At 70.6% G+C, this 17,520-nt stretch carries 24 protein-coding genes; 8 read left to right on the top strand and 16 right to left on the bottom strand.

Annotation, left to right across the window (positions count from 1 at the left end; translation table 11 throughout):
* Window positions 1–8: 8 nt before the first annotated feature.
* The 10 genes from AC1Q7O_RS07540 to AC1Q7O_RS07585 form a co-directional block, all read right to left on the bottom strand.
* Entirely contained in the window at window positions 9–626 is a 618-nt protein-coding gene (locus AC1Q7O_RS07540) for a TetR/AcrR family transcriptional regulator (RefSeq protein ID WP_492659738.1), read from the bottom strand.
* A gap of 6 nt (window positions 627–632) precedes the next feature.
* The gene (paaE, locus tag AC1Q7O_RS07545; RefSeq protein WP_492659737.1) at window positions 633–1,691 is read right to left on the bottom strand and encodes a 1,2-phenylacetyl-CoA epoxidase subunit PaaE; all 1,059 of its coding nucleotides are present in this window, start codon (window positions 1,689–1,691) and stop codon (window positions 633–635) included.
* Between the two features lie 11 nt (window positions 1,692–1,702).
* Window positions 1,703–2,173 carry a 1,2-phenylacetyl-CoA epoxidase subunit PaaD gene (paaD, locus tag AC1Q7O_RS07550; protein WP_492659736.1) on the bottom strand — a complete coding sequence of 157 codons (471 nt, stop codon included), beginning with the start codon at window positions 2,171–2,173 and terminating at the stop codon, window positions 1,703–1,705.
* Window positions 2,170–2,940 (bottom strand): 1,2-phenylacetyl-CoA epoxidase subunit PaaC, encoded by a 771-nt coding sequence (gene paaC / locus AC1Q7O_RS07555; RefSeq protein ID WP_492659735.1) that lies wholly within the window; start codon window positions 2,938–2,940, stop codon window positions 2,170–2,172. The genes paaD and paaC overlap by 4 nt, the downstream gene beginning before the upstream one ends.
* Window positions 2,940–3,233, bottom strand: a complete 294-nt coding sequence (paaB, locus tag AC1Q7O_RS07560) for a 1,2-phenylacetyl-CoA epoxidase subunit PaaB (protein WP_394511216.1) — start codon at window positions 3,231–3,233, stop codon at window positions 2,940–2,942. Before paaB ends, paaC begins: the two co-directional genes overlap by 1 nt.
* Complete coding sequence (paaA, locus tag AC1Q7O_RS07565) at window positions 3,230–4,243, bottom strand: 1,2-phenylacetyl-CoA epoxidase subunit PaaA (RefSeq protein WP_492659734.1); 1,014 nt, start codon at window positions 4,241–4,243, stop codon at window positions 3,230–3,232. The genes paaB and paaA overlap by 4 nt, the downstream gene beginning before the upstream one ends.
* Before the next feature lies 1 nt (window position 4,244).
* Window positions 4,245–5,552 (bottom strand): phenylacetate--CoA ligase PaaK, encoded by a 1,308-nt coding sequence (gene paaK, locus AC1Q7O_RS07570; protein ID WP_492659733.1) that lies wholly within the window; start codon window positions 5,550–5,552, stop codon window positions 4,245–4,247.
* A complete protein-coding gene (paaI, locus tag AC1Q7O_RS07575) occupies window positions 5,549–5,977 on the bottom strand; it encodes a hydroxyphenylacetyl-CoA thioesterase PaaI (protein WP_492659732.1) in 429 nt (142 codons plus the stop codon). The genes paaK and paaI overlap by 4 nt, the downstream gene beginning before the upstream one ends.
* 2 nt (window positions 5,978–5,979) lie before the next feature.
* Entirely contained in the window at window positions 5,980–6,783 is an 804-nt protein-coding gene (locus tag AC1Q7O_RS07580; RefSeq protein WP_492659731.1) for an enoyl-CoA hydratase-related protein, read from the bottom strand.
* Between the two features lie 74 nt (window positions 6,784–6,857).
* Window positions 6,858–7,799, bottom strand: a complete 942-nt coding sequence (locus AC1Q7O_RS07585) for a carbohydrate kinase family protein (RefSeq protein WP_492659730.1) — start codon at window positions 7,797–7,799, stop codon at window positions 6,858–6,860.
* Window positions 7,800–7,875: 76 nt separating this feature from the next.
* On the opposite strand from AC1Q7O_RS07585, the gene moaA reads away from it, so the two are divergent.
* From moaA to AC1Q7O_RS07600, 3 genes are read left to right on the top strand one after another with little or no spacing between them, the layout of a single operon-like run.
* Window positions 7,876–8,979: a GTP 3',8-cyclase MoaA gene (moaA, locus tag AC1Q7O_RS07590; protein ID WP_492659729.1), complete on the top strand. Its 1,104-nt coding sequence runs from the start codon at window positions 7,876–7,878 to the stop codon at window positions 8,977–8,979.
* On the top strand, window positions 8,972–9,532 hold the full coding sequence (gene mobA / locus AC1Q7O_RS07595; protein WP_492659728.1) for a molybdenum cofactor guanylyltransferase MobA: 561 nt from the start codon (window positions 8,972–8,974) through the stop codon (window positions 9,530–9,532). Before moaA ends, mobA begins: the two co-directional genes overlap by 8 nt.
* On the top strand, window positions 9,525–10,052 hold the full coding sequence (locus AC1Q7O_RS07600) for a GNAT family N-acetyltransferase (protein WP_492659727.1): 528 nt from the start codon (window positions 9,525–9,527) through the stop codon (window positions 10,050–10,052). Before mobA ends, AC1Q7O_RS07600 begins: the two co-directional genes overlap by 8 nt.
* Here AC1Q7O_RS07600 and AC1Q7O_RS07605 read toward each other — a convergent pair.
* A complete protein-coding gene (locus AC1Q7O_RS07605; protein WP_492659726.1) occupies window positions 10,043–10,648 on the bottom strand; it encodes a YceI family protein in 606 nt (201 codons plus the stop codon). The two genes, AC1Q7O_RS07600 and AC1Q7O_RS07605, sit on opposite strands and share 10 nt — an antisense overlap.
* 96 nt (window positions 10,649–10,744) lie before the next feature.
* Between AC1Q7O_RS07605 and AC1Q7O_RS07610 the strand changes: the two genes are divergently transcribed.
* The 5 genes from AC1Q7O_RS07610 (at window position 10,745) to AC1Q7O_RS07630 (ending at window position 14,225) form a co-directional block, all read left to right on the top strand.
* Window positions 10,745–11,281, top strand: a complete 537-nt coding sequence (locus tag AC1Q7O_RS07610; protein ID WP_492659725.1) for an Mpo1 family 2-hydroxy fatty acid dioxygenase — start codon at window positions 10,745–10,747, stop codon at window positions 11,279–11,281.
* A gap of 178 nt (window positions 11,282–11,459) precedes the next feature.
* Window positions 11,460–12,473 carry a 2-dehydropantoate 2-reductase gene (locus tag AC1Q7O_RS07615; RefSeq protein ID WP_492659724.1) on the top strand — a complete coding sequence of 338 codons (1,014 nt, stop codon included), beginning with the start codon at window positions 11,460–11,462 and terminating at the stop codon, window positions 12,471–12,473.
* Between the two features lie 176 nt (window positions 12,474–12,649).
* On the top strand, window positions 12,650–13,411 hold the full coding sequence (locus AC1Q7O_RS07620; RefSeq protein WP_492659723.1) for a TerC family protein: 762 nt from the start codon (window positions 12,650–12,652) through the stop codon (window positions 13,409–13,411).
* Between the two features lie 32 nt (window positions 13,412–13,443).
* Complete coding sequence (locus AC1Q7O_RS07625) at window positions 13,444–13,830, top strand: DUF1801 domain-containing protein (RefSeq protein WP_492659722.1); 387 nt, start codon at window positions 13,444–13,446, stop codon at window positions 13,828–13,830.
* On the top strand, window positions 13,827–14,225 hold the full coding sequence (locus AC1Q7O_RS07630; RefSeq protein WP_492659721.1) for a hypothetical protein: 399 nt from the start codon (window positions 13,827–13,829) through the stop codon (window positions 14,223–14,225). Before AC1Q7O_RS07625 ends, AC1Q7O_RS07630 begins: the two co-directional genes overlap by 4 nt.
* A 6-nt stretch (window positions 14,226–14,231) precedes the next feature.
* Here AC1Q7O_RS07630 and AC1Q7O_RS07635 read toward each other — a convergent pair whose 3' ends face one another.
* The 5 genes from AC1Q7O_RS07635 to AC1Q7O_RS07655 form a co-directional block, all read right to left on the bottom strand.
* Window positions 14,232–14,450 (bottom strand): hypothetical protein, encoded by a 219-nt coding sequence (locus AC1Q7O_RS07635; RefSeq protein WP_394511201.1) that lies wholly within the window; start codon window positions 14,448–14,450, stop codon window positions 14,232–14,234.
* A gap of 107 nt (window positions 14,451–14,557) precedes the next feature.
* On the bottom strand, window positions 14,558–15,478 hold the full coding sequence (locus tag AC1Q7O_RS07640) for an urease accessory protein UreD (RefSeq protein ID WP_492659720.1): 921 nt from the start codon (window positions 15,476–15,478) through the stop codon (window positions 14,558–14,560).
* Window positions 15,471–16,121 carry an urease accessory protein UreG gene (ureG, locus tag AC1Q7O_RS07645; protein ID WP_492659719.1) on the bottom strand — a complete coding sequence of 217 codons (651 nt, stop codon included), beginning with the start codon at window positions 16,119–16,121 and terminating at the stop codon, window positions 15,471–15,473. Before ureG ends, AC1Q7O_RS07640 begins: the two co-directional genes overlap by 8 nt.
* Window positions 16,118–16,801, bottom strand: a complete 684-nt coding sequence (locus tag AC1Q7O_RS07650; protein ID WP_492659718.1) for an urease accessory protein UreF — start codon at window positions 16,799–16,801, stop codon at window positions 16,118–16,120. The genes ureG and AC1Q7O_RS07650 overlap by 4 nt, the downstream gene beginning before the upstream one ends.
* A 30-nt stretch (window positions 16,802–16,831) precedes the next feature.
* Entirely contained in the window at window positions 16,832–17,425 is a 594-nt protein-coding gene (locus AC1Q7O_RS07655) for an outer membrane beta-barrel protein (protein WP_492659717.1), read from the bottom strand.
* Window positions 17,426–17,520 lie beyond the last annotated feature (95 nt).

Genomic DNA, 17,520 nt, shown 5'->3' on the forward strand with positions numbered 1-17,520 from the left:
CCTCGGGGTTATGGGGTGGGCACGGGCTGCGGCGCGTGGACCGCGCCCAGGCCGCCAAAGAACAGGTCGCTGACCAGGGCTGCAAGCGCGTCGTGCGACAGGTCGCCGTCGGGCCGCAGCCAGGTGAAGGTCCAGTTGATCATGCCAAAAAGCAGCATGGTCAGCGGCTTGTGCAGGCGGGCGTCGCGCAGTTCAGGCCGCACCAGCGCCAGCGCCGCGGCGAACTCGTTGACGACGCGGCGCTCCACGCCCAGCACGCGCTCGCGCTCGGCCTCGGCCAGGAAGCGGATCTCGCTGGTCAGCACACGGTGCTGCGCCTGCGCGTCGGCATAGGCACGGGTGAAGCGCTCGATGAGCGCGCGCAGCTGCGCATCGGGCGCCAGCTGCTGGGCCTTCACCTGCTCCACCAGCGTGAGCAGCGCATGCACATGGCTGTCGCAGATCTGGGCCAGCAGCGCCTGCTTGTCCTGGAAGTAGTGGTACAGCGTGGGCTTGGCCACACCGCAGGCCTCGGCGACCTGGTTCATCGACGTCGCGCTGAAGCCCTGGTCGGCGAACAGGCGGGCGGCGGCGGCGAGGATGTCCTCGCGCTGGGCTTCAAAGCCAGGGGCTCTTTTTCTGGGCATCCGGGCTCAACGCTCGTCAAACGAGATCACGACACGCTCGGTGAGCGGGTGGGCCTGGCAGCTGAGGATGAAGCCGGCGGCGACCTCGTCCTTGTCCAGCGCGAAGTTCTTGTCCATGCGCACCCGGCCTTCGACGAGCTTGCAGCGGCAGGTGGAGCAGACGCCGCTCTTGCACGAGAACGGCACGTCCATGCCTTCGCGCGCGGCGGCGTCGAGCAGGCTGGGGTCGGTGGCCATGAAGCCGATCTCGCGCGACAGGCCGTCGCGGATGACGGTAACGCGCGCCTCGGGCGCATCGCCGGGCTTGACCTCGTGCGGCGCGGGGCGGCCGGCCAGCGTGTCGGGCGTGCCAAAGCGCTCGATGTGGATGCGCTCGGCCGGCACGCCGTGGCCCAGCAGCGCCGCCTCGGCCTGGTCGTTCATCTCGAACGGGCCGCAGACGAACACCGCATCCAGGCTGGCCGCCGGCACCGGGCCGGCCAGGAAGGCGCTGAGCTTGCCGGCATCCAGCCGGCCGGCGTACAGCGGCGCGTCGACGGCCTCCCGGCTGAAGACGAGGTGCAGCGACAGCCGCGTCATGAAGCGGTTCTTCAGGTCTTCGAGTTCTTCCTTGAACATCGTCGACGCGGTGCGGCGGTTGGCGTAGATCAGCGTCGCACGGGACCGCGGCTCGCGCTCCAGCAGCGCGGTCAGCAGCGCCAGGATGGGCGTGATGCCGGAGCCACCGGCGATGAACAACACGTGCCGGCCTTCGCTCGCCGAGGGGAGCACGAAGCGGCCCTGCGGCGGGTAGGACTCGAGGACATCGCCCGCCTTCAGCTGCTCGTGCACCCAGGTCGAGAACGCGCCGCCGTCGACGCGGCGGATGCCGACCTTGAGCGCCCGGTCGGAGCAGATGGAGTAGCTGCGGCGCAGCTCCTGCCCGCCGACATTGGCACGCAGCGTCAGGTACTGGCCAGGCTCGAAGCCGAAGCCCTCGGGCGGGGCCTCGAAGCCGACGACCATCGCGTCGTCGGTGTCGCGCTCGACGGAGGTCACGCGCAGGGGGTGGAAGTGCAGAGCCATCGTCAGATCCGTCAGATCGGCTTGAAGTATTCGAAGGGTTCGCCGCACTCGATGCAGCGCCACGTGGACTTGCAGGCGGTGGAGCCGAAGCGCGAGAGTTGCTCCGTCGTGCCGCTGTCGCAGCGCGGGCAGCGCAGGCGCGGCACGACGCGAATGGCCTGCTCGGCGCTGCACTGCGGCGGCACGATGCCGTAGTGCTGCAGCTTCTGGCGCCCCTCGGGCGTGATCCAGTCGGTGCTCCAGGCCGGGGCGCGCTGCAGCGTCACCGTCACGTCGCCGAACTCGGCCAGCGCCGCGCGCACGTCGTCGGCGATCAGCTCGGTGGCGGGGCAGCCGCTGTAGGTCGGCGTCAGCACCACCTCGACGCCCGACGCCGTCTCGCGCAGGTCGCGCACGATGCCCAGGTCCACCAGCGTCACTGCGGGGATCTCGGGATCGGGCACCTGGGCCAGGCGCTCGCGGGCGGCGGCCAGGTTGGTCACCACACGCCGCCCGGGTAGGTGCGCTGCAGGAACTGCATCGTCGCCAGCAGGTGGCCCATGTGCTCGCTGTGGATGCCGTCAATGCCGCGCGGCTGCATGGCGGCATCACGCGGCACCGTCAACGTCGCCTCCTGCATCAACGTGGCCCAGCGGGCGCGCCATGCGGGCTCCAGCGCTTGCCAGGCCGGGCCGACGCCGTCCACGCCCTCGGCGGCGAACAGCTCGTTGAAGTACGGCCACAGCACGGCCAGCGCAGCCTGCATGCGCGCCTTGGATTCATCCGTGCCATCGCCCAGGCGCACGACCCAGTCGCTGCTGTGCTGGCGGTGGTAGCGCACCTCCTTCAGCGACTTGGCGGCGATGCCGGCCAGCTCGGTGTCGGGGCTGGCCTGCAGGCGTTCGTACAGCAGTTCCAGCCAGATCGCGATGGCCGCGTTGCGCAGCGTCGTCAGCGCGAAGTCGCGCCCGCCGCCGCCATCGCTGGGGCTGGCCGCCGCGTTGGGCAGCTCGACGAGGATGAGGTTGCGGTAGTCGCGCTCCTCGCGCAGGAAGGCCAGTTGGTCTTCATCGCGGCCGGCGCCTTCGAGCTGGCCGGCGTAGGTCAGCAGCGCGCGGGCCTGGCCCAGCAGGTCCAGCGCGATGTTGGACAACGCGAGGTCTTCCTCCAGCACGGGCGCATGGCCGGCCCATTCGGACAGGCGCTGGCTGTGGATGAGGCAGGTATCGCCCAAGCGCAGGACGTAGGTGGTCTTCGCGTCCATGGCCATCACATGTGGTTCAGTTCGTCCGGCAGTTCGTAGAACGTCGGATGGCGGTAGACCTTGTCATCGGCCGGGTCGAACAGGCTGCCCTTCTCGGTCGGGTCGCTGGCGACGATCTGCTCGGAGCGCACGACCCAGATGCTGGTGCCTTCCTGGCGGCGCGTGTAGACGTCGCGCGCCATCTGGATGGCCATCGCCGAATCGGCCGCGTGCAGGCTGCCGCAGTGCTTGTGGTCCAGGCCCGCCTTGCTGCGGACAAAGACTTCCCACAGAGGCCATTCGTTCTTCGGATTGCTCATGCTGCTTCTGCCTTCACGGCTTGTTTGCGGGCGTGCGCCAATGCGGCGTCGCGCACCCAGGCGCCGTCATCCCAGGCCTTGTTGCGGGCGGCCAGGCGCTCGCGGTTGCAGGGGCCTTCGCCGCCCACGACGCGCCAGAACTCGGCCCAGTCGATGTCGCCGAAGTCATAGGCGTCACGCTCGGCATTCCACTTCAGGGCCGGGTCGGGCACGGTCACGCCGAGGATCTCGGCCTGCGGGATCGTCGCGTCGACGAACTTCTGGCGCAGCTGGTCGTTGGTGACACGCTTGATGCCCCAGCGGATGCTCTGCTCGGAGTTGGGCGAGTCCTTGTCGGCCGGGCCGAACATCATCAGCGACGGCCACCACCAGCGGTTCACGGCGTCCTGCACCATGGCCTTCTGCTGGGCCGTGCCCTTTTGCATCATCGTCAGCAGGCTCTCGTAGCCCTGGCGCTGGTGGAAGCTCTCCTCGCGGCAGACGCGGATCATTGCCCGCGCATACGGCGCGTAGGAGCAGCGGCACAGCGGCACCTGGTTCATGATGGCCGCGCCATCCACCAGCCAGCCGATGACGCCGATGTCGGCCCAGGTCAGCGTGGGGTAGTTGAAGATGGAGCTGTACTTGGCCTTGCCGGACAGCAGCGCCGCGGTCATCTCGTCGCGGCTCGTGCCCAGCGTCTCCGCGGCGGCGTAGAGGTAGAGGCCATGGCCGCCCTCGTCCTGCACCTTGGCCAGCAGGATGGCCTTGCGTTTGAGCGTCGGCGCGCGCGTGATCCAGTTGCCCTCGGGCAGCATGCCGACGATCTCGCTGTGCGCGTGCTGGCTGATCTGGCGCACCAGCGTCTTGCGGTAGTGCTCGGGCATCCAGTCCTTGGCCTCGATGAAGTCCCCGGCGGCGATGCGGGCCTCGAAGGCTTCCTCGCGGGCCAGGTCTTCGGCGCTCTTGACGACCTTGACGCCTTTCGATGGGGCCTCCCGCGCCATCAAGTCCATTGCTTGCGTGTACATCTCAAGCTCCTTGCTTCTTGCGTTGATCCACGACGCGGCGGGCCTTGCCGACCAGCGTGCGCTCGATGGAATTGTTCGGCTCGACGCGGATGGTCGCCGTGACGCCGATCAGGTTCTTGATGCGCTCGGCAAGCCGCCGGCCAATGCCGTCGTCCGTCGCATCCAGCGCCAGCTCGCAGCGGATCAGCAGCTCGTCCAGATGCCCATCGCGCGTGACGACCAGCTGGTACTGGCCGCCCAGGCCTTTTTCCTGCAACACCAGCTCCTCGACCTGTGTGGGGAACAGGTTGACGCCGCGGATGATGAGCATGTCATCGCTGCGGCCGACGATCTTGCCCATGCGGCGCATGCTGCGCGACGTGGGCGGCAGCAGCCGCGTCAGGTCGCGCGTGCGGTAGCGGATGACCGGCATCGCTTCCTTGGACAGCGACGTGAACACCAGCTCGCCCTCGCTGCCGTCCGGCAGCACCTCGCCGGTGTCGGGGTCGATGATCTCCGGGTAGAAATGGTCTTCCCAGATGACCGGGCCGTCCTTGCTCTCGATGCACTCGCTGGCCACGCCCGGCCCCATCACCTCCGAGAGGCCGTAGATGTCGACGGCGTCGATGCCCGCGCCGGCCTCGATCTCGCGACGCATCGCCTCGGTCCAGGGCTCGGCGCCAAAGATGCCCACCTTCAAGGACGACTCGCGCGCATCCAGCCCCTGGCGCGTGAACTCCTCGATCAGCACCTGCATGTAGCTGGGCGTGACCATGATGATGTCGGGCTTGAAGTCGGTGATCAGCTGCACCTGCTTCTCGGTCTGGCCGCCACTCATCGGGATGACGGTGCAGCCCAGCCGCTCGGCGCCGTAGTGCGCGCCCAGGCCGCCGGTGAAGAGGCCGTAGCCGTAGGCCACGTGCACCAGGTCGCCGCGGCGGCCGCCGGCGGCGCGGATGGAGCGTGCGACGAGGTTGGCCCAGTGGTCGATGTCCTTGAGCGTGTAGCCGACGACGGTGGGCTTTCCCGTCGTGCCGGACGACGCGTGGATGCGCGCCAGCCGCTCACGCGGCACGGCGAACAGGCCGTACGGGTAGTTGGCGCGCAGGTCGTGCTTGGTCGTGAACGGGAACTTGGCCAGATCGGACAGCTGCTTCAGGTCGCCCGGATGCACGCCCGCCTTGTCGAAGCTGGCCTTGTAGTGCGGCACATGGTCGTAGGCGTGCTGCAGGCTCCAGCGCAGGCGCTGCAGCTGCAAGGCCTGCAGCTCGTCGCGGCTGGCGGTCTCGATGGCTTCGAGGGCGCCGGGCTGAGGTGTCTTGACGGTCATGCTTCGAAAACCTTTCGTTCACCCAGCCGGTAGGACCGGCCGCGGAACATGGCGATCAGCTCGCCATGCTGGTTCTTCACCGTGATGTCGTACAGCCCCGTGCGCCCGGCCAGCGAGGTCTCCTGCGCCGTCGCCGTCAACACGTCATGCAGCTTCGCCGACTTCAGGATGTCGATGCCGAAGCCCGACGCCACCGTCAGCGCGTTGCGGCTGTTGCAGGCGAAGGCGAAGGCCGAATCCGCCAGCGTCGCGATCAGCCCGCCGTGGCAGATGGCGAAGCCGTTCAGCATGTCGGGCCGCACCGTCATCGCCGCGACGGCACGGCCGGGCGCGATGTCCACGATCTGCAGGCCCAGCATCCGGCTCGCCGCGTCATCGGCGAGCATCACATCCCTGACCTTCTCGGCCGTGGCTTGCGCATCCATCGTCAGCGGTCCTTGTACTCGGGCTTGCGCTTGTCCATGAAGGCGGCCACGCCTTCGAGGTAGTCGTGCGCAAAGCCCAATTGACTCTGCAGCGCGGCCTCCCGCTTCAAGGCCGGCTCGAATTCCAGCTTCAGCGCCTCGTCCATCGCACGGCGCGTCTCGGCCAGCGCCCGGGTCGGCATGGCGGCCAGCTTCTGCGCCAGCGCCATGGCCGTCTCCATCAGCTCGGCATCGGGCACCGCGCGGGCGATCAGGCCCAGCGCCACCGCGTCGGCGGCCTTGAGCTTGTCGCCCAGCAGCGCCAGCTCCAGCGCCTTGGCGCGGCCCACCAGCCGGGGCAACAACCACGTGCCGCCGCAGTCGGGCACCAGCCCGATCCTGGAGAAGGCCTGGATGAAGCTGGCGCTCTCGGCGGCCAGCACCAGGTCGCAGCCAAAGGCCATGTTGGCGCCCGCGCCCGCGGCCACGCCGTTGACGGCGGCCACCACCGGCACCGGCATGTGGCGCAGCTGCAGCGCCAGCGGGATGTAATAGTGGTCCAGCATGTGCCCGATGTTCTTGGGCGTGGCCCCGGGCTCGCGGCTGGGCGCCACATGCGGGTCGGCCAGGTCCTGGCCCGCGCTGAAGGCACGGCCCGCGCCGGTGATGAGCACGCAGCGCGTCGCCGCATCGGCCGCGGCCGTCTCCAGTGCCTGCCGCAGCTGGCCCAGCATTGCCGCGGTGAAGGCATTCAGCGCGTCGGGGCGGTTCAGGCGCAGCAGGCGCACCGCGCCGTGCTGCTCGATCTGGATCAGAAGTTCGGACATTGCATTTCTCTACCGACCGGTCGGTTAATCCTAGAGCCGAGCTTGATGCGGATCAAGCCTCTCGCTGGAAAACCCTAGGGCGCGATGATTTGCACGCCGTCCGCCAGTGCCGCCACCAGCCCCGGCCGCGGCGGTGCGAAGCCCGGCGCCGTGCAGGCCGCCGCCCCCGCCGCCAGCGCCCAGCGCAGGTGTTGCTCGATGGGCGCGCCGGCATCGCGCATCAGGCTGTCCAGCAGGCCGGCCATGGCGGCGTCGCCGGCACCGACGGTGTCCACCACCTCCACGCGCGGCGGCCGCGCGGCGCATTCCTCGACACCGTGGTACAGCGTCGCGCCGGCCTCGCCACGCGTCAGCAGCAGCCACGCCTGGGGGTTCCATGCGGCGATCTGGGCCAGGCCGGTGCGGTGGTCTGACACGCGGAACAGGCCGCGCAGGTCGTCGTCGGACACCTTGATGACGTCGGCCAGCCGGCACATCTGCTCCAGCGTGTCGTCGTAGCTGGCGTCCATGGGCGGCGCACGGAAGTTGGGGTCGTAGCTGATGAGCCGGCCCTCGCCCTTGAGCGCCTGCGCCAGCGCACGCAGCCGGCTCGCCAGCGGCTCGCGCACCAGCCCCAGGCTGCCGAAATGGGCCCAGCGCAGCGCACGCGTCCAACCGGCGGGCAGGCCCTCGGGGCGGAAATGCAGGTCCGCGCTGTCCTGGCCGATGAAGAAGTAGCGCGGTGGGTGGGTCTCGTGCACCACGGCCAGCAGCGGCGGCCGCGGCAGCTGCTGGATGAAGCGAAGGTCCAGGTTGGCCTCCTGGCTGGCGCGCCAGATCTCGTCGCCGAACGGGTCTCGGCTGATGGCGCCCGCGAACGCGCTGAGCTGGCCCAGCGCCGACAAGGCCATCGCGACATTCCACGGCGAGCCGCCGCAGGCGCTGCGCCAGCGGTCCTGCCCGGTGCGGATCAAATCCGTCAGCGCCTCGCCGAAGGCGATGACGTGCGGCAGGTCGGGATGCATGATCTGGATCATTCCCGTGCATTCAAACGCGCCGTCAGCAGGCCCGCAAGCCCCCTGGGTATACGGCGGCTGACACAATGAACGCCTTATGCACGCCCGTGTGATTCCCCTGCACGACGCCCGCCAGCCGCGCGTGGCCGCCGCCCCTGCCCTGCTGCCGGGCCAGCCGCTGGCTGACGCGCTGGGCCGGCCGCTGCGCGACCTGCGCATCTCCGTGACGGACCGCTGCAACTTCCGCTGCGGCTACTGCATGCCCAAGCAGGTGTTCGACAAGCACCACCGTTTCCTGCCCCACGCCGAGCTCCTCAGCTTTGAGGAGATCACGCGGCTGGCCGGCGTGTTCACGGGCCTGGGCGTCGAGAAGCTGCGCATCACCGGCGGCGAGCCGCTGCTGCGCCGCGGGCTGGACCGGCTGATCGCGATGCTGGCCCAGCTGCGCACCCCCGACGGCCGTGCGCTGGACCTGACGCTGACGACCAACGGCTCCGCGCTGGCCCGCCAGGCCGCCGCGCTGAAGGCCGCCGGCCTGAACCGCCTGACCGTCAGCCTGGACGGCCTGGACGACGCCGTGTTCCAGCGCATGAACGACGTCGGCTTCCCGGTGGCCGATGTGCTGGCCGGCATCCACGCCGCCCGCGACGTGGGCCTGGGGCCCATCAAAGTCAACATGGTCGTGCAGCGCGGCGTCAACGACGACCAGATCCTGCCGATGGCGCGCCACTTCCGCCACAGCGGCATCGTGCTGCGCTTCATCGAGTTCATGGACGTGGGCAGCACCAACGGCTGGCGCATGGACCAGGTGCTGCCCTCGGCCGAGGTGCAGCGCCGCATCGCGGCCGAGTTCCCGCTGACGCCACTGTCGGCCAGCGCGACGGGCGAGACCGCCGAGCGCTGGGCCTACGCCGACGGCGGCGGCGAGGTGGGCTTCATCTCCAGCGTCACGCAGGCCTTCTGCGGCGACTGCAACCGCGCGCGGCTGTCCACCGAGGGGCGGCTCTACACCTGCCTGTTCGCGCACCGCGGCCATGACCTGCGCGCGCTGCTGCGCGGCACGGCGCCGGTCGGCGACGACCAGCTGGCGGGCACCATCGCCGGCGTGTGGGCCGGCCGCGACGACCGCTACTCGCAGCTGCGCGGCTCGGGCCAGGCGATGTCCGAACCGCGCGTCGAGATGCACTACATCGGTGGCTGAGATCCACGCGCTGGTCCTCGCCGGCGGCCGCGGCAGCCGCATGGGCGGCGTGGACAAGGGCCTGCAACTGCTGGACGGCCGGCCGCTGGTGGCCCACGTCATCGCGCGCCTGGCGCCGCAGGCCGGCACGCTGCTCATCAGCGCCAACCGCCACCTCGACACCTACGCCGCGCTGGGCCACGCCGTACTGGCCGACCCGCCCGGCCTCGAATTCGCCGGCCCGCTGGCCGGCATGCTGGCCGGGCTGGCCGCCCTTCCCGCCGACGCCTGGCTGCTGACCGCGCCGTGCGACTGCCCCTCCCTGCCGACCGACCTCGCCGAACGCCTGCTGCGCGCCGCCGAGCCGCACGGCCTGGCCTTCGCGCAGGCGGCGCGCGAGCACCCCACGCACGCGCTGCTGCACGCCCGGTTGCGCGAGCCGCTGGCCGGCTATCTGCACGGCGGCGGCCGCGCAGTGCTGCGCTGGATGCGGGCGCAGCCGCACGGCGTGGCCCGCTTCGACGACGAGGCCGCCTTTGCCAACCTCAACCACCTGGCCGACCTGCATGGCTGACATCACGCTGCGCCCGATGCTGGAGCCCGACCTGCTGGGCTACAAGGCGCTTCGCGACGCGATGCTCGCGGGCCACCCCGAGGCCTTCACGTCCGACGCCGAGACCGAGCGCCAGCGCGACCTCGCCAGCTACCGCAGCCGCCTGGCCGGCGGCGCGGGCGGCGGCACGCTGTTCACGCTGCTGGCGCTGGATGGCACCCGCATCGTCGGCGCGCTGACCTGCGAGCGCGAGCCGCGCCGCAAGGTGCAGCACCTCGCCCACCTCGTCGGCATGATGGTGGCCGACACCCACCGCGGCCGCGGCATCGGCCGCACGCTGCTGGCCGCGGCCATCGCGCGGCTGCAGTCGACGACGGGGCTGGCGCAGGTGACGCTCAGCGTGACGGCCGGCAACCGCGCCGCCATCGGCCTGTACGAGAGCGCGGGCTTCGTCCGCTACGGCCGCTTGCCCGACGCCATCCGCCTGCCCGATGGCCGCCGGCTCGACAAGGACCTGATGCTGCTGCGGCTTCAGGGCTGAGTCAGCTCGAACTGCACCAGCAGCGCATCCTGCACCGCCAGCAGCCCGCCCAGCACGGTGAACGGCTGGATGCCGAAGTCACTCTGCCGCACCACCACCTCGCCACGCGCACGCGGGCCGTCCACCTCGGCGACGAACCACTGCCGCCGCGAGACGCCGTGCAGCGTGATCTCGGCCTCCACGGCACGCCGGCCGCCCTCACCCACCTGCTGCAGCGTGCGCACGACCACCTCGGGATGCGCCGCCGCGTCCAGCGCCTTCAGCAGGTTGGCACGCGTGCCAGCACGGGCGTCGTCGTCCACCGCGCTGGCGAAGGCATCGCCCAGGCGAGCCCGCAGCGCGGGCGGGTCGACGGCCAGCGCATCCAGCCGAAAGCGCAGCACCGGCCCGGCGGCGGGCCAGACCACGCGCAGGTCGGCCGCGTGCAGCACATGGTTGTGCCCCAGCCGCGCCGCCGTGCCGCCACGGTAGACCAGCACGCGCAGCACGTTGGCGCCCTCCACCACCGGCGCTGTCACCAACGGGACATTGCCGCAGCCGGCCAGCGCAGCCACGGCGATCAGCAGCTGTCGGCGAGTTGTCTTGAAAGGGCTCAACTGGGGAATCTGCGGGGGTTTTGAAGGCCGGCACGCCGCGCTCGGGCGCCGGGCTGGTCTAGCATAGCCACCATCTCCTCGCCGGAGCCAGCAATCATGGCCAGTCTGTTTCGCCCCGCGCTCGACCTGATGGCGCAATACGCCGCCTATCACCGCGACCGCCGCAACATCATCACGCACTTCGTCGGCATCCCGCTCATCGTGTTCGCGATCAGCGCGCTGCTGGCCCGCGCCGAATTCACCGTCGGCGGCACGCCGATGAACGCGGCCATCCTGCTGTGGGCGCTGTCGGCGCTGTGGTACCTCACGCGCGGCAACCTCGCGCTGGGCGCGGCCACGGCCATCGTCAACGGCGTGCTGACCGCGCTGGCCATGCCGTTCGCGCAGGGCTCGCTCGCGAGCTGGCTGGCGGTGGGCGTCGGCAGCTTTGTCGTCGGCTGGGTGTTCCAGTTCGTCGGCCACTACTACGAGGGCAAGAAGCCTGCTTTCGTGGACGACCTCGTGGGCCTGCTGGTCGGCCCGATGTTCGTTGTCGGCGAGGCCATGTTCATGCTGGGCTGGGGCCGCCCGCTGCTGGCCGAGATCGAGCGCCGCGTGGGGCCCACGCACCTGCGCGATCTCGCGCATCCTTGAAGCCCCTCGACCAGTCTGACCACGCTACACGCGGGTCAGCCCAGTCGGTCCCCCGAGGGGACGACGATGCTTGCCGGATTGACCGGCAAGCACATCGTCAAAGGCGGGCCGGCTCGGGAGCGGCCCAGCGCTCGGCCCGCAAAATACATCCAATACACCACACGGACCGCTTGACCCAATGACCGGCGTTCTCGTCATGGGCGCCGGCGCCGTCGGCTGCTTTGTCGGCGGCCTGACGCAGCTGGCCGGCGTGCCGGTGCATTTCGTGGGCCGCCCGCGCGTGCTCGGCGCGCTGCGCAAGCACGGCCTGCGCGTGACCGACCAGGACGGCCTGGACCGCCACATTCCGCCGCTGCAGCTGCGCCTGCATGAGGAGCCGCCCGCCGGCCTGAAGCCGGACCTGGTGCTGCTGTGCGTGAAGTCCGGCGCCACCACCGCGGCTGCCACCGAGCTGGGCCTGACGCTGCCCGAGGGCACGCCGGTGGTCAGCCTGCAGAACGGCATCGCCAACACGCCGCAGGCCCGCGCCATGGCACCGCAGCTGCGCTGGCACGCTGGCATGGTGCCCTTCAACATCGCCGAGCTGGCGCCCGGCCACTACCACCGCGGCACCGGCGGTGCGCTGGCCGCAGAAGGCGGCACGGCCGACCTCGCGCTGGCCGCCTGGCAGACGGCACTGGCCGGCGTCGGCATGAAGCTCAAGCTGCATGCCGCCCTCGCACCCGTGCAGTGGGGCAAGCTGCTGATGAACCTGAACAACCCGGTCAACGCGCTGTCGGGCCGGCCGCTGCGCGACGAGTTGCTGGAGCGCGGCTACCGGCGCGTGCTGGCGGCGCTGCAGGAAGAGGCGCTGGACCTGCTGGACGCCGCCCACCGCCCCGTCGCCCAGCTCTCGCCGCTGCCGCCGCGCCGCGTGCTGAAGCTGCTGCGGCTGCCGACGCCGCTGTTCCGGCTGGTCGCGTCGCGCATGCTGCGCATCGACGCCAAGGCCCGCTCCAGCATGGCGGACGATCTCGCCATGGGCCGCACGACGGAGATCGACGCGTTGTGCGGCGAGGTGGTGCGGCTGGCGCAGGCGCTCCACCGCGGCGCGCCGCTGAACGCACGCATGCAGGCCCTCGTCGAGGCCTGGCCCCAGCGACGCCGGGCCTACACGCCGGCGGAGCTACTGCAGGCCATCGGCCTGTCCTGAAACGCAGCCTCAGGGCAGCAACGCGGCGGGCTGGCCGGGCGCGCCCACCCGGCATAAAGTGGCCCGGGCGCCGACACCCCCCGTAAAACCGAAGCGTCCGTCAGCCTGGGGCTGTCCGCGTCGGCCGGGGGTGCTGGCGACAATCGTTGGCTTACCCAAAAAAAGATCGGCACGCCATGCTCGAACTGCTCTCGAACCCGCAGACCTGGATCGCCCTCGCCACGCTGACCGCGCTGGAGCTGGTGCTGGGCATCGACAACATCATCTTCATCAGCATCCTGGTCGACAAGCTGCCCAAGGCACAGCAGGAGACGGCCCGCCGCCTGGGCCTGTTCATGGCGATGTTCATGCGGATCGGCCTGCTGATGACGCTGGCCTGGATCGTCGGCATGGTGGAGCCGCTGTTCCATCTGTTCGGCTACGGCTTCTCCGGGCGTGACCTCATCCTCATCGGTGGCGGCCTGTTCCTGATCTGGAAGAGCACGGTCGAGATCCACGGCTCGCTCGAAGGCGAAGACGAGACAGCCCCCAGCGGCAGCAAGGCGGCGAAGGCCGCGTTCGGCGCGGCCATCGTGCAGATCATGCTGATCGACCTGGTGTTCTCGCTGGACTCCATCATCACCGCCGTCGGCATGGTGGACGACGTGCGCATCATGATCGCCGCCGTCGTCGCGTCGGTGGGCCTGATGATGCTGTTCGCCAGCGCCATCGGCCGCTTCGTGTCCAGCCACCCGACGATCAAGATGCTGGCGCTGTCCTTCCTCGTCGTCGTGGGCGTCGTGCTGGTGGCCGAAGGCTTTGGCCACCACGTGCCCAAGGGCTACATCTACTTCGCGATGGCCTTCTCGCTGGGCGTCGAGATGATCAACATCAAGATGCGCAAGAACTCCGACACCAAGGTCAAGCTGCGCCAGCAGATCCCTGGCGGCGACGACTGAGCGCAGACGGCCTCGCGGCGATGGAGAAGCTGATGCTGTTTCCTGGCGCCGTGGTGCGCGACGCCGCGGTGGACGCCTGGCTGGCGGCGCGGCCCGGCGCGCTGGGCCGGCTGGCTCGGCGCTGGTTCTCGGCGATGCGCGCCTGCGGCGCCGACGTGCGCGAACTGCTGCATGACGGCCACCCCACCGCCTGCGTGGGCGAGGCGGCCTTCGGCTACGTCAACGTGTTCACGGCCCACGTCAACGTGGGCTTCTTCAAGGCCACGGCGCTGGCCGACCCGGCCGGCCTGCTGCAGGGCACGGGCAAGGCGATGCGCCACGTCAAGCTGCGGCCCGGCGAGGTCGTGGACGAAGCCGCGCTGCAGGCGCTGATCGTCGCGGCGCACGCCGACCTGCGCCGCCGCACCGGCGCGCCGTGATCGCGCGGCCGCTGACGCCGTTCCAGGCCTTCGACGGCATTCCCTTCAGCCTGAGCGCCGACGATCTCATCGCCGACCTCGGCCTGCCCGAGCACCGCCAGCGCAACGCGGCCGAGCTGACCGAGTTCGACTACGGGCACAGCGTGTTCCGCTTCCAGGACGGCGGCCGGCTGGAAGAGATCACCAAACGCACGCCGGTGCTGCTGCTGGGCACGGTGGCCGTGCCGTTCGCCGCGCTGGGCGGCTTCGTGCGCGCGCAGGACGCCGGCGCCTTCGAACGGGCCGGCTTCCTAGTCAGCCCGCTCTACGGCCTGGCCTTCGTGCCGGATGAGCCGGACTGGGTCACCGCGCTGGCGCGGCACTGCCTGCCGACGTGGCGAGCGATGGACTGCTGAGGCGGCTCAGCGCCGGCCAGCACCCACCAGCACCAGCACGCCGCCCACGATGCCGGCGATACCCAGCCAGGCCGGGATGTTGACGGACTTCTTCTCCTTGACGCTGAGCTCCAGCGAGCCGATCTTGGCAGCCGTCTCGTCCTGGGTGTACGAGAAGCCGCCGTAGGCCAGCGCCAGCGCGCCGCCGACGATGAGCACCAGTGCGAACACACGCAAGCCGTTCATGGGAATCTCCAGCACTTGTTGGGTTGCGGGTGGTCGCGCCACCCTGGCTGGAGTACACCGCGCGGCACGCACGCCGCCTGTAGGACGCCGCGCAACGACGGCGTCGGTCAGGTCGCCCAGATGCGCGGGTCGCCGCCGGGCAGACCCCACAGCCGCTCGCGCCACAGCCCCCGCACGCGCCGCAGCGCCAGCGTGACTGCCTCGACCTCGTCGCCGATGACGCGCATCAGCAGCACCGCGCCGCGCGGCCCGGCCAGGTGGGTGATGCCGCTGCGCGGCACGTCAGCGATCAGCGCGCGGCTGTCATCCAGCAGCGTCGACACGTCCGCCAGCGCATCGGTCTGCGCATAGGCCAGCGTGCCCAGCACGCGGTGGCCGGCCAGGCCGCAGGGGCCGTCCAGCAACGCCGTGTCGGCCGCGTCCAGCCAGCCACGGTCCAGCCACTGGCCGGTGATCTCCAGATGCTGCAGCAGCCGGCCACGGTCGAAGGGCTGGTCCGCCGCCGGCAGGCCCAGGCCCAGCACTTCGGTAGCGAACAGGCTGGCGCCGGGCGCCAGCGAGAGCCTCACCTCGTTGCGGGCGATGCAGGCCGGGTAGGCCAGCGTCTCCTGCGGCAGCCATTCCAGCCGCGCGCCCTCGCCCACCGTCGCGTGCACGACCTGCGCCGCCTCGCCAAGAAATCGAGGCCCCTGGGGCTGGGCGACGCCCAGCCCTTCCCCCGAGGGGAGTCCACCCGCTTGGAGCGGCCCGGCGCTGGTGGTGCAGCGGTAGAAGCGCGTGGCCGCCGGCGTGGTGACCAGCAGGTGGGCGCCGGCCTGCACGTCCAACTGGATATCCAACCGGTCGCCGCCGACGAGGCCGCCGGGCGGATGCACCAGCACGGCGTGGGCGATGCGGCTGGATTCCGGGTACAGCGTCTTCAGCAGGCGCAACGGGCCGTCGTGGCGGGCATGCACGCGCGTGGCGCCAGCGCCGTCGCGTGCCGCACTCAGCGTGAGCCGCGCCGGCCAGCGAACGGCATCAGGCAACGAGCAGGCCCTTCTTCTCGATGAACGCGACGACCTCGGCCAGGCCTTCGCGGGTCTTGAGGTTGGTCATGACCCAGGGCTTCACGGGCCGCATGCGGGCGGTGTCGCTGCGCATGATGTCCAGGTCGGCCCCCACGTGCGGCGCAAGGTCGGTCTTGTTGATGACGAACAGGTCGCTCTTCGTGATGCCGGGGCCGCCCTTGCGCGGGATCTTCTCGCCGGCCGCCACGTCGATGACGTAGATGGTCAGGTCGCTGAGCTCGGGGCTGAAGGTGGCAGCCAGGTTGTCGCCGCCGCTCTCGACGAACACGATGTCCGCGTCGGGGAACTTCTCCAGCATGCGGTCCACGGCCTCGAGGTTGATGGAGCAGTCCTCGCGGATGGCGGTGTGCGGGCAGCCGCCGGTCTCCACGCCCATGATGCGCTCGGGCGCCAGCGCGCCGGCCACGGTCAGCAGGCGCTGGTCTTCCTTGGTGTAGATGTCGTTGGTGACGACGACCAGGTCCCAGGTCTCGCGCATCGTCTTGCAGAGCATCTCGACGAGGGTGGTCTTGCCCGAGCCCACCGGGCCGCCGACGCCGACGCGCAGCGGCGGGAGCTTCTTGGTGCGGTGGGGAATGGCGTGCAGAGGGGCGGAGCTCATGAGCGGAACAGTCTCGAATATTGGGTTTCGTGGCGGGCGCCGTGGACGCCCAGCAGTGGCGCAAAGGCCAGCGGCTCCGGGGCCGCCAGCGCCGTCGCCACGGCCTGCGGAATGGCTTGCACGAGGCGTGCCAGCAGCCGCTGGCCGGACGTCTGGCCCAGCGGCACGCAGCGCACGGCGGCCTGCATCAGGTTCTCGGCCCAGCCGAACGCGATGGCCTGCAGCGCCGGCTCCAGTGCCGCACCGCGCGACGCGGCCGCCGCGCCCATGACGACGGGCCAGGTGGGCGCGGGCTTCAGCGCCTGCAGCAGCGGCAGTGCGGCAGCGTCGGGCACCAGCCCCTGCATCCACACCAGCAGGCTGCGGCCCATCTGCTGGGCCTGCTGCAGACTCTCGCTGGTCTCGCGGGTCTGCAGCACCCAGGCGTTGAGCTCGGCCAGCCTCGCGCCATCCAGCGCCAGCGTGGCGGCATGGGCGGCCGCGGCCACGGGCAGCTCGGCGCGCGCCTGCACGAGTTCCAGCTGGTTCAGCAGCCAGTCGCCTGCGCCGGCCTCTTCATGCACGAGGCCGGCATCGACGGCCGCTTCCAGGCCCTCGGAGTAGCTGAAGCCGCCCACCGGCAGCGCCGGCGAGGCCAGCCAAAGCAGGTGCAACAGGGCGGAGGAGGTGTCGGGCGGCATGCGGCGATTCTCGCCGCACGGCACCCACGCTCAGAAGTGGAAAGCGATGCCGGCGCCCAGCGTGCGCACGGTGACGGCCTGCTTGGCCGAGGTGGGCGTGTCGCGCACGTCGGCGCGCGTCCAGTCGGCGTTCAGGCTCGCACTCCAGTGCGTCGCGAACTGCCACGCCAGGCCCAGGCCGGCGTAAGGCTGCACGGACCGGGTGGTCAAGGTGCCAGGGTTGCTCTGCCCCAGGCCCACCGCGGGCTGCAGCTTCAACTCGTTGGACGCGCCGCCGAAGCGCAGCACGGCGCCGACATCCTGGGACAGCGGCAGCGTGTACGCCGCGCCGACACCGAAGCCGACGTACTCGGCAGAGTAGTTGCTGAACAGCACACCCCAATCCGCGTCGGTGTGCGCATAGGTCACCTCGAAGGCCCACGACGGGTTGAAGCGGTAGCCGGCACGCAGGGTGCGGTTGCTGTCGACCGGGCTGCAGCGCGTGCCGCTGGGGCAGTTCAGGCTCACCTTGCCGGTGCCGAACTCGACGCCGATGTAAGTGGCAGCGGCCAGGTTGGCCTGCGCGAAGGTGGCGGCCGGCAGCACGAGTGCGGCCGCGGCAAATGCGGAACGGACGTTGTTCAAAGAGGGGCTCCCCGGATGATTGGCATGTCATGCCCGGGGCCGGCTCTGCGAAGCCAGCCCTGGGCTAGCGCGACATGCTAACGGCACCACAGGGT

This window comes from Roseateles sp. GW823-FHT07B05, assembly GCF_058794515.1.

What these genes read in the sequence shown, in the direction of transcription:
- AC1Q7O_RS07540 (WP_492659738.1), bottom strand. Translation starts at nt 626, where the DNA reads ATGCCCAGAAAAAGAGCCCCTGGCTTTGAAGCCCAGCGCGAGGACATC.
- paaE (WP_492659737.1), bottom strand. Translation starts at nt 1,691, where the DNA reads ATGGCTCTGCACTTCCACCCCCTGCGCGTGACCTCCGTCGAGCGCGAC.
- paaC (WP_492659735.1), bottom strand. Translation starts at nt 2,940, where the DNA reads ATGGCCATGGACGCGAAGACCACCTACGTCCTGCGCTTGGGCGATACC.
- paaB (WP_394511216.1), bottom strand. Translation starts at nt 3,233, where the DNA reads ATGAGCAATCCGAAGAACGAATGGCCTCTGTGGGAAGTCTTTGTCCGC.
- paaA (WP_492659734.1), bottom strand. Translation starts at nt 4,243, where the DNA reads ATGTACACGCAAGCAATGGACTTGATGGCGCGGGAGGCCCCATCGAAA.
- paaK (WP_492659733.1), bottom strand. Translation starts at nt 5,552, where the DNA reads ATGACCGTCAAGACACCTCAGCCCGGCGCCCTCGAAGCCATCGAGACC.
- paaI (WP_492659732.1), bottom strand. Translation starts at nt 5,977, where the DNA reads ATGGATGCGCAAGCCACGGCCGAGAAGGTCAGGGATGTGATGCTCGCC.
- AC1Q7O_RS07580 (WP_492659731.1), bottom strand. Translation starts at nt 6,783, where the DNA reads ATGTCCGAACTTCTGATCCAGATCGAGCAGCACGGCGCGGTGCGCCTG.
- AC1Q7O_RS07585 (WP_492659730.1), bottom strand. Translation starts at nt 7,799, where the DNA reads ATGATCCAGATCATGCATCCCGACCTGCCGCACGTCATCGCCTTCGGC.
- moaA (WP_492659729.1), top strand. Translation starts at nt 7,876, where the DNA reads ATGCACGCCCGTGTGATTCCCCTGCACGACGCCCGCCAGCCGCGCGTG.
- AC1Q7O_RS07600 (WP_492659727.1), top strand. Translation starts at nt 9,525, where the DNA reads ATGGCTGACATCACGCTGCGCCCGATGCTGGAGCCCGACCTGCTGGGC.
- AC1Q7O_RS07610 (WP_492659725.1), top strand. Translation starts at nt 10,745, where the DNA reads ATGGCCAGTCTGTTTCGCCCCGCGCTCGACCTGATGGCGCAATACGCC.
- AC1Q7O_RS07615 (WP_492659724.1), top strand. Translation starts at nt 11,460, where the DNA reads ATGACCGGCGTTCTCGTCATGGGCGCCGGCGCCGTCGGCTGCTTTGTC.
- AC1Q7O_RS07620 (WP_492659723.1), top strand. Translation starts at nt 12,650, where the DNA reads ATGCTCGAACTGCTCTCGAACCCGCAGACCTGGATCGCCCTCGCCACG.
- AC1Q7O_RS07625 (WP_492659722.1), top strand. Translation starts at nt 13,444, where the DNA reads ATGCTGTTTCCTGGCGCCGTGGTGCGCGACGCCGCGGTGGACGCCTGG.
- AC1Q7O_RS07635 (WP_394511201.1), bottom strand. Translation starts at nt 14,450, where the DNA reads ATGAACGGCTTGCGTGTGTTCGCACTGGTGCTCATCGTCGGCGGCGCG.
- ureG (WP_492659719.1), bottom strand. Translation starts at nt 16,121, where the DNA reads ATGAGCTCCGCCCCTCTGCACGCCATTCCCCACCGCACCAAGAAGCTC.
- AC1Q7O_RS07650 (WP_492659718.1), bottom strand. Translation starts at nt 16,801, where the DNA reads ATGCCGCCCGACACCTCCTCCGCCCTGTTGCACCTGCTTTGGCTGGCC.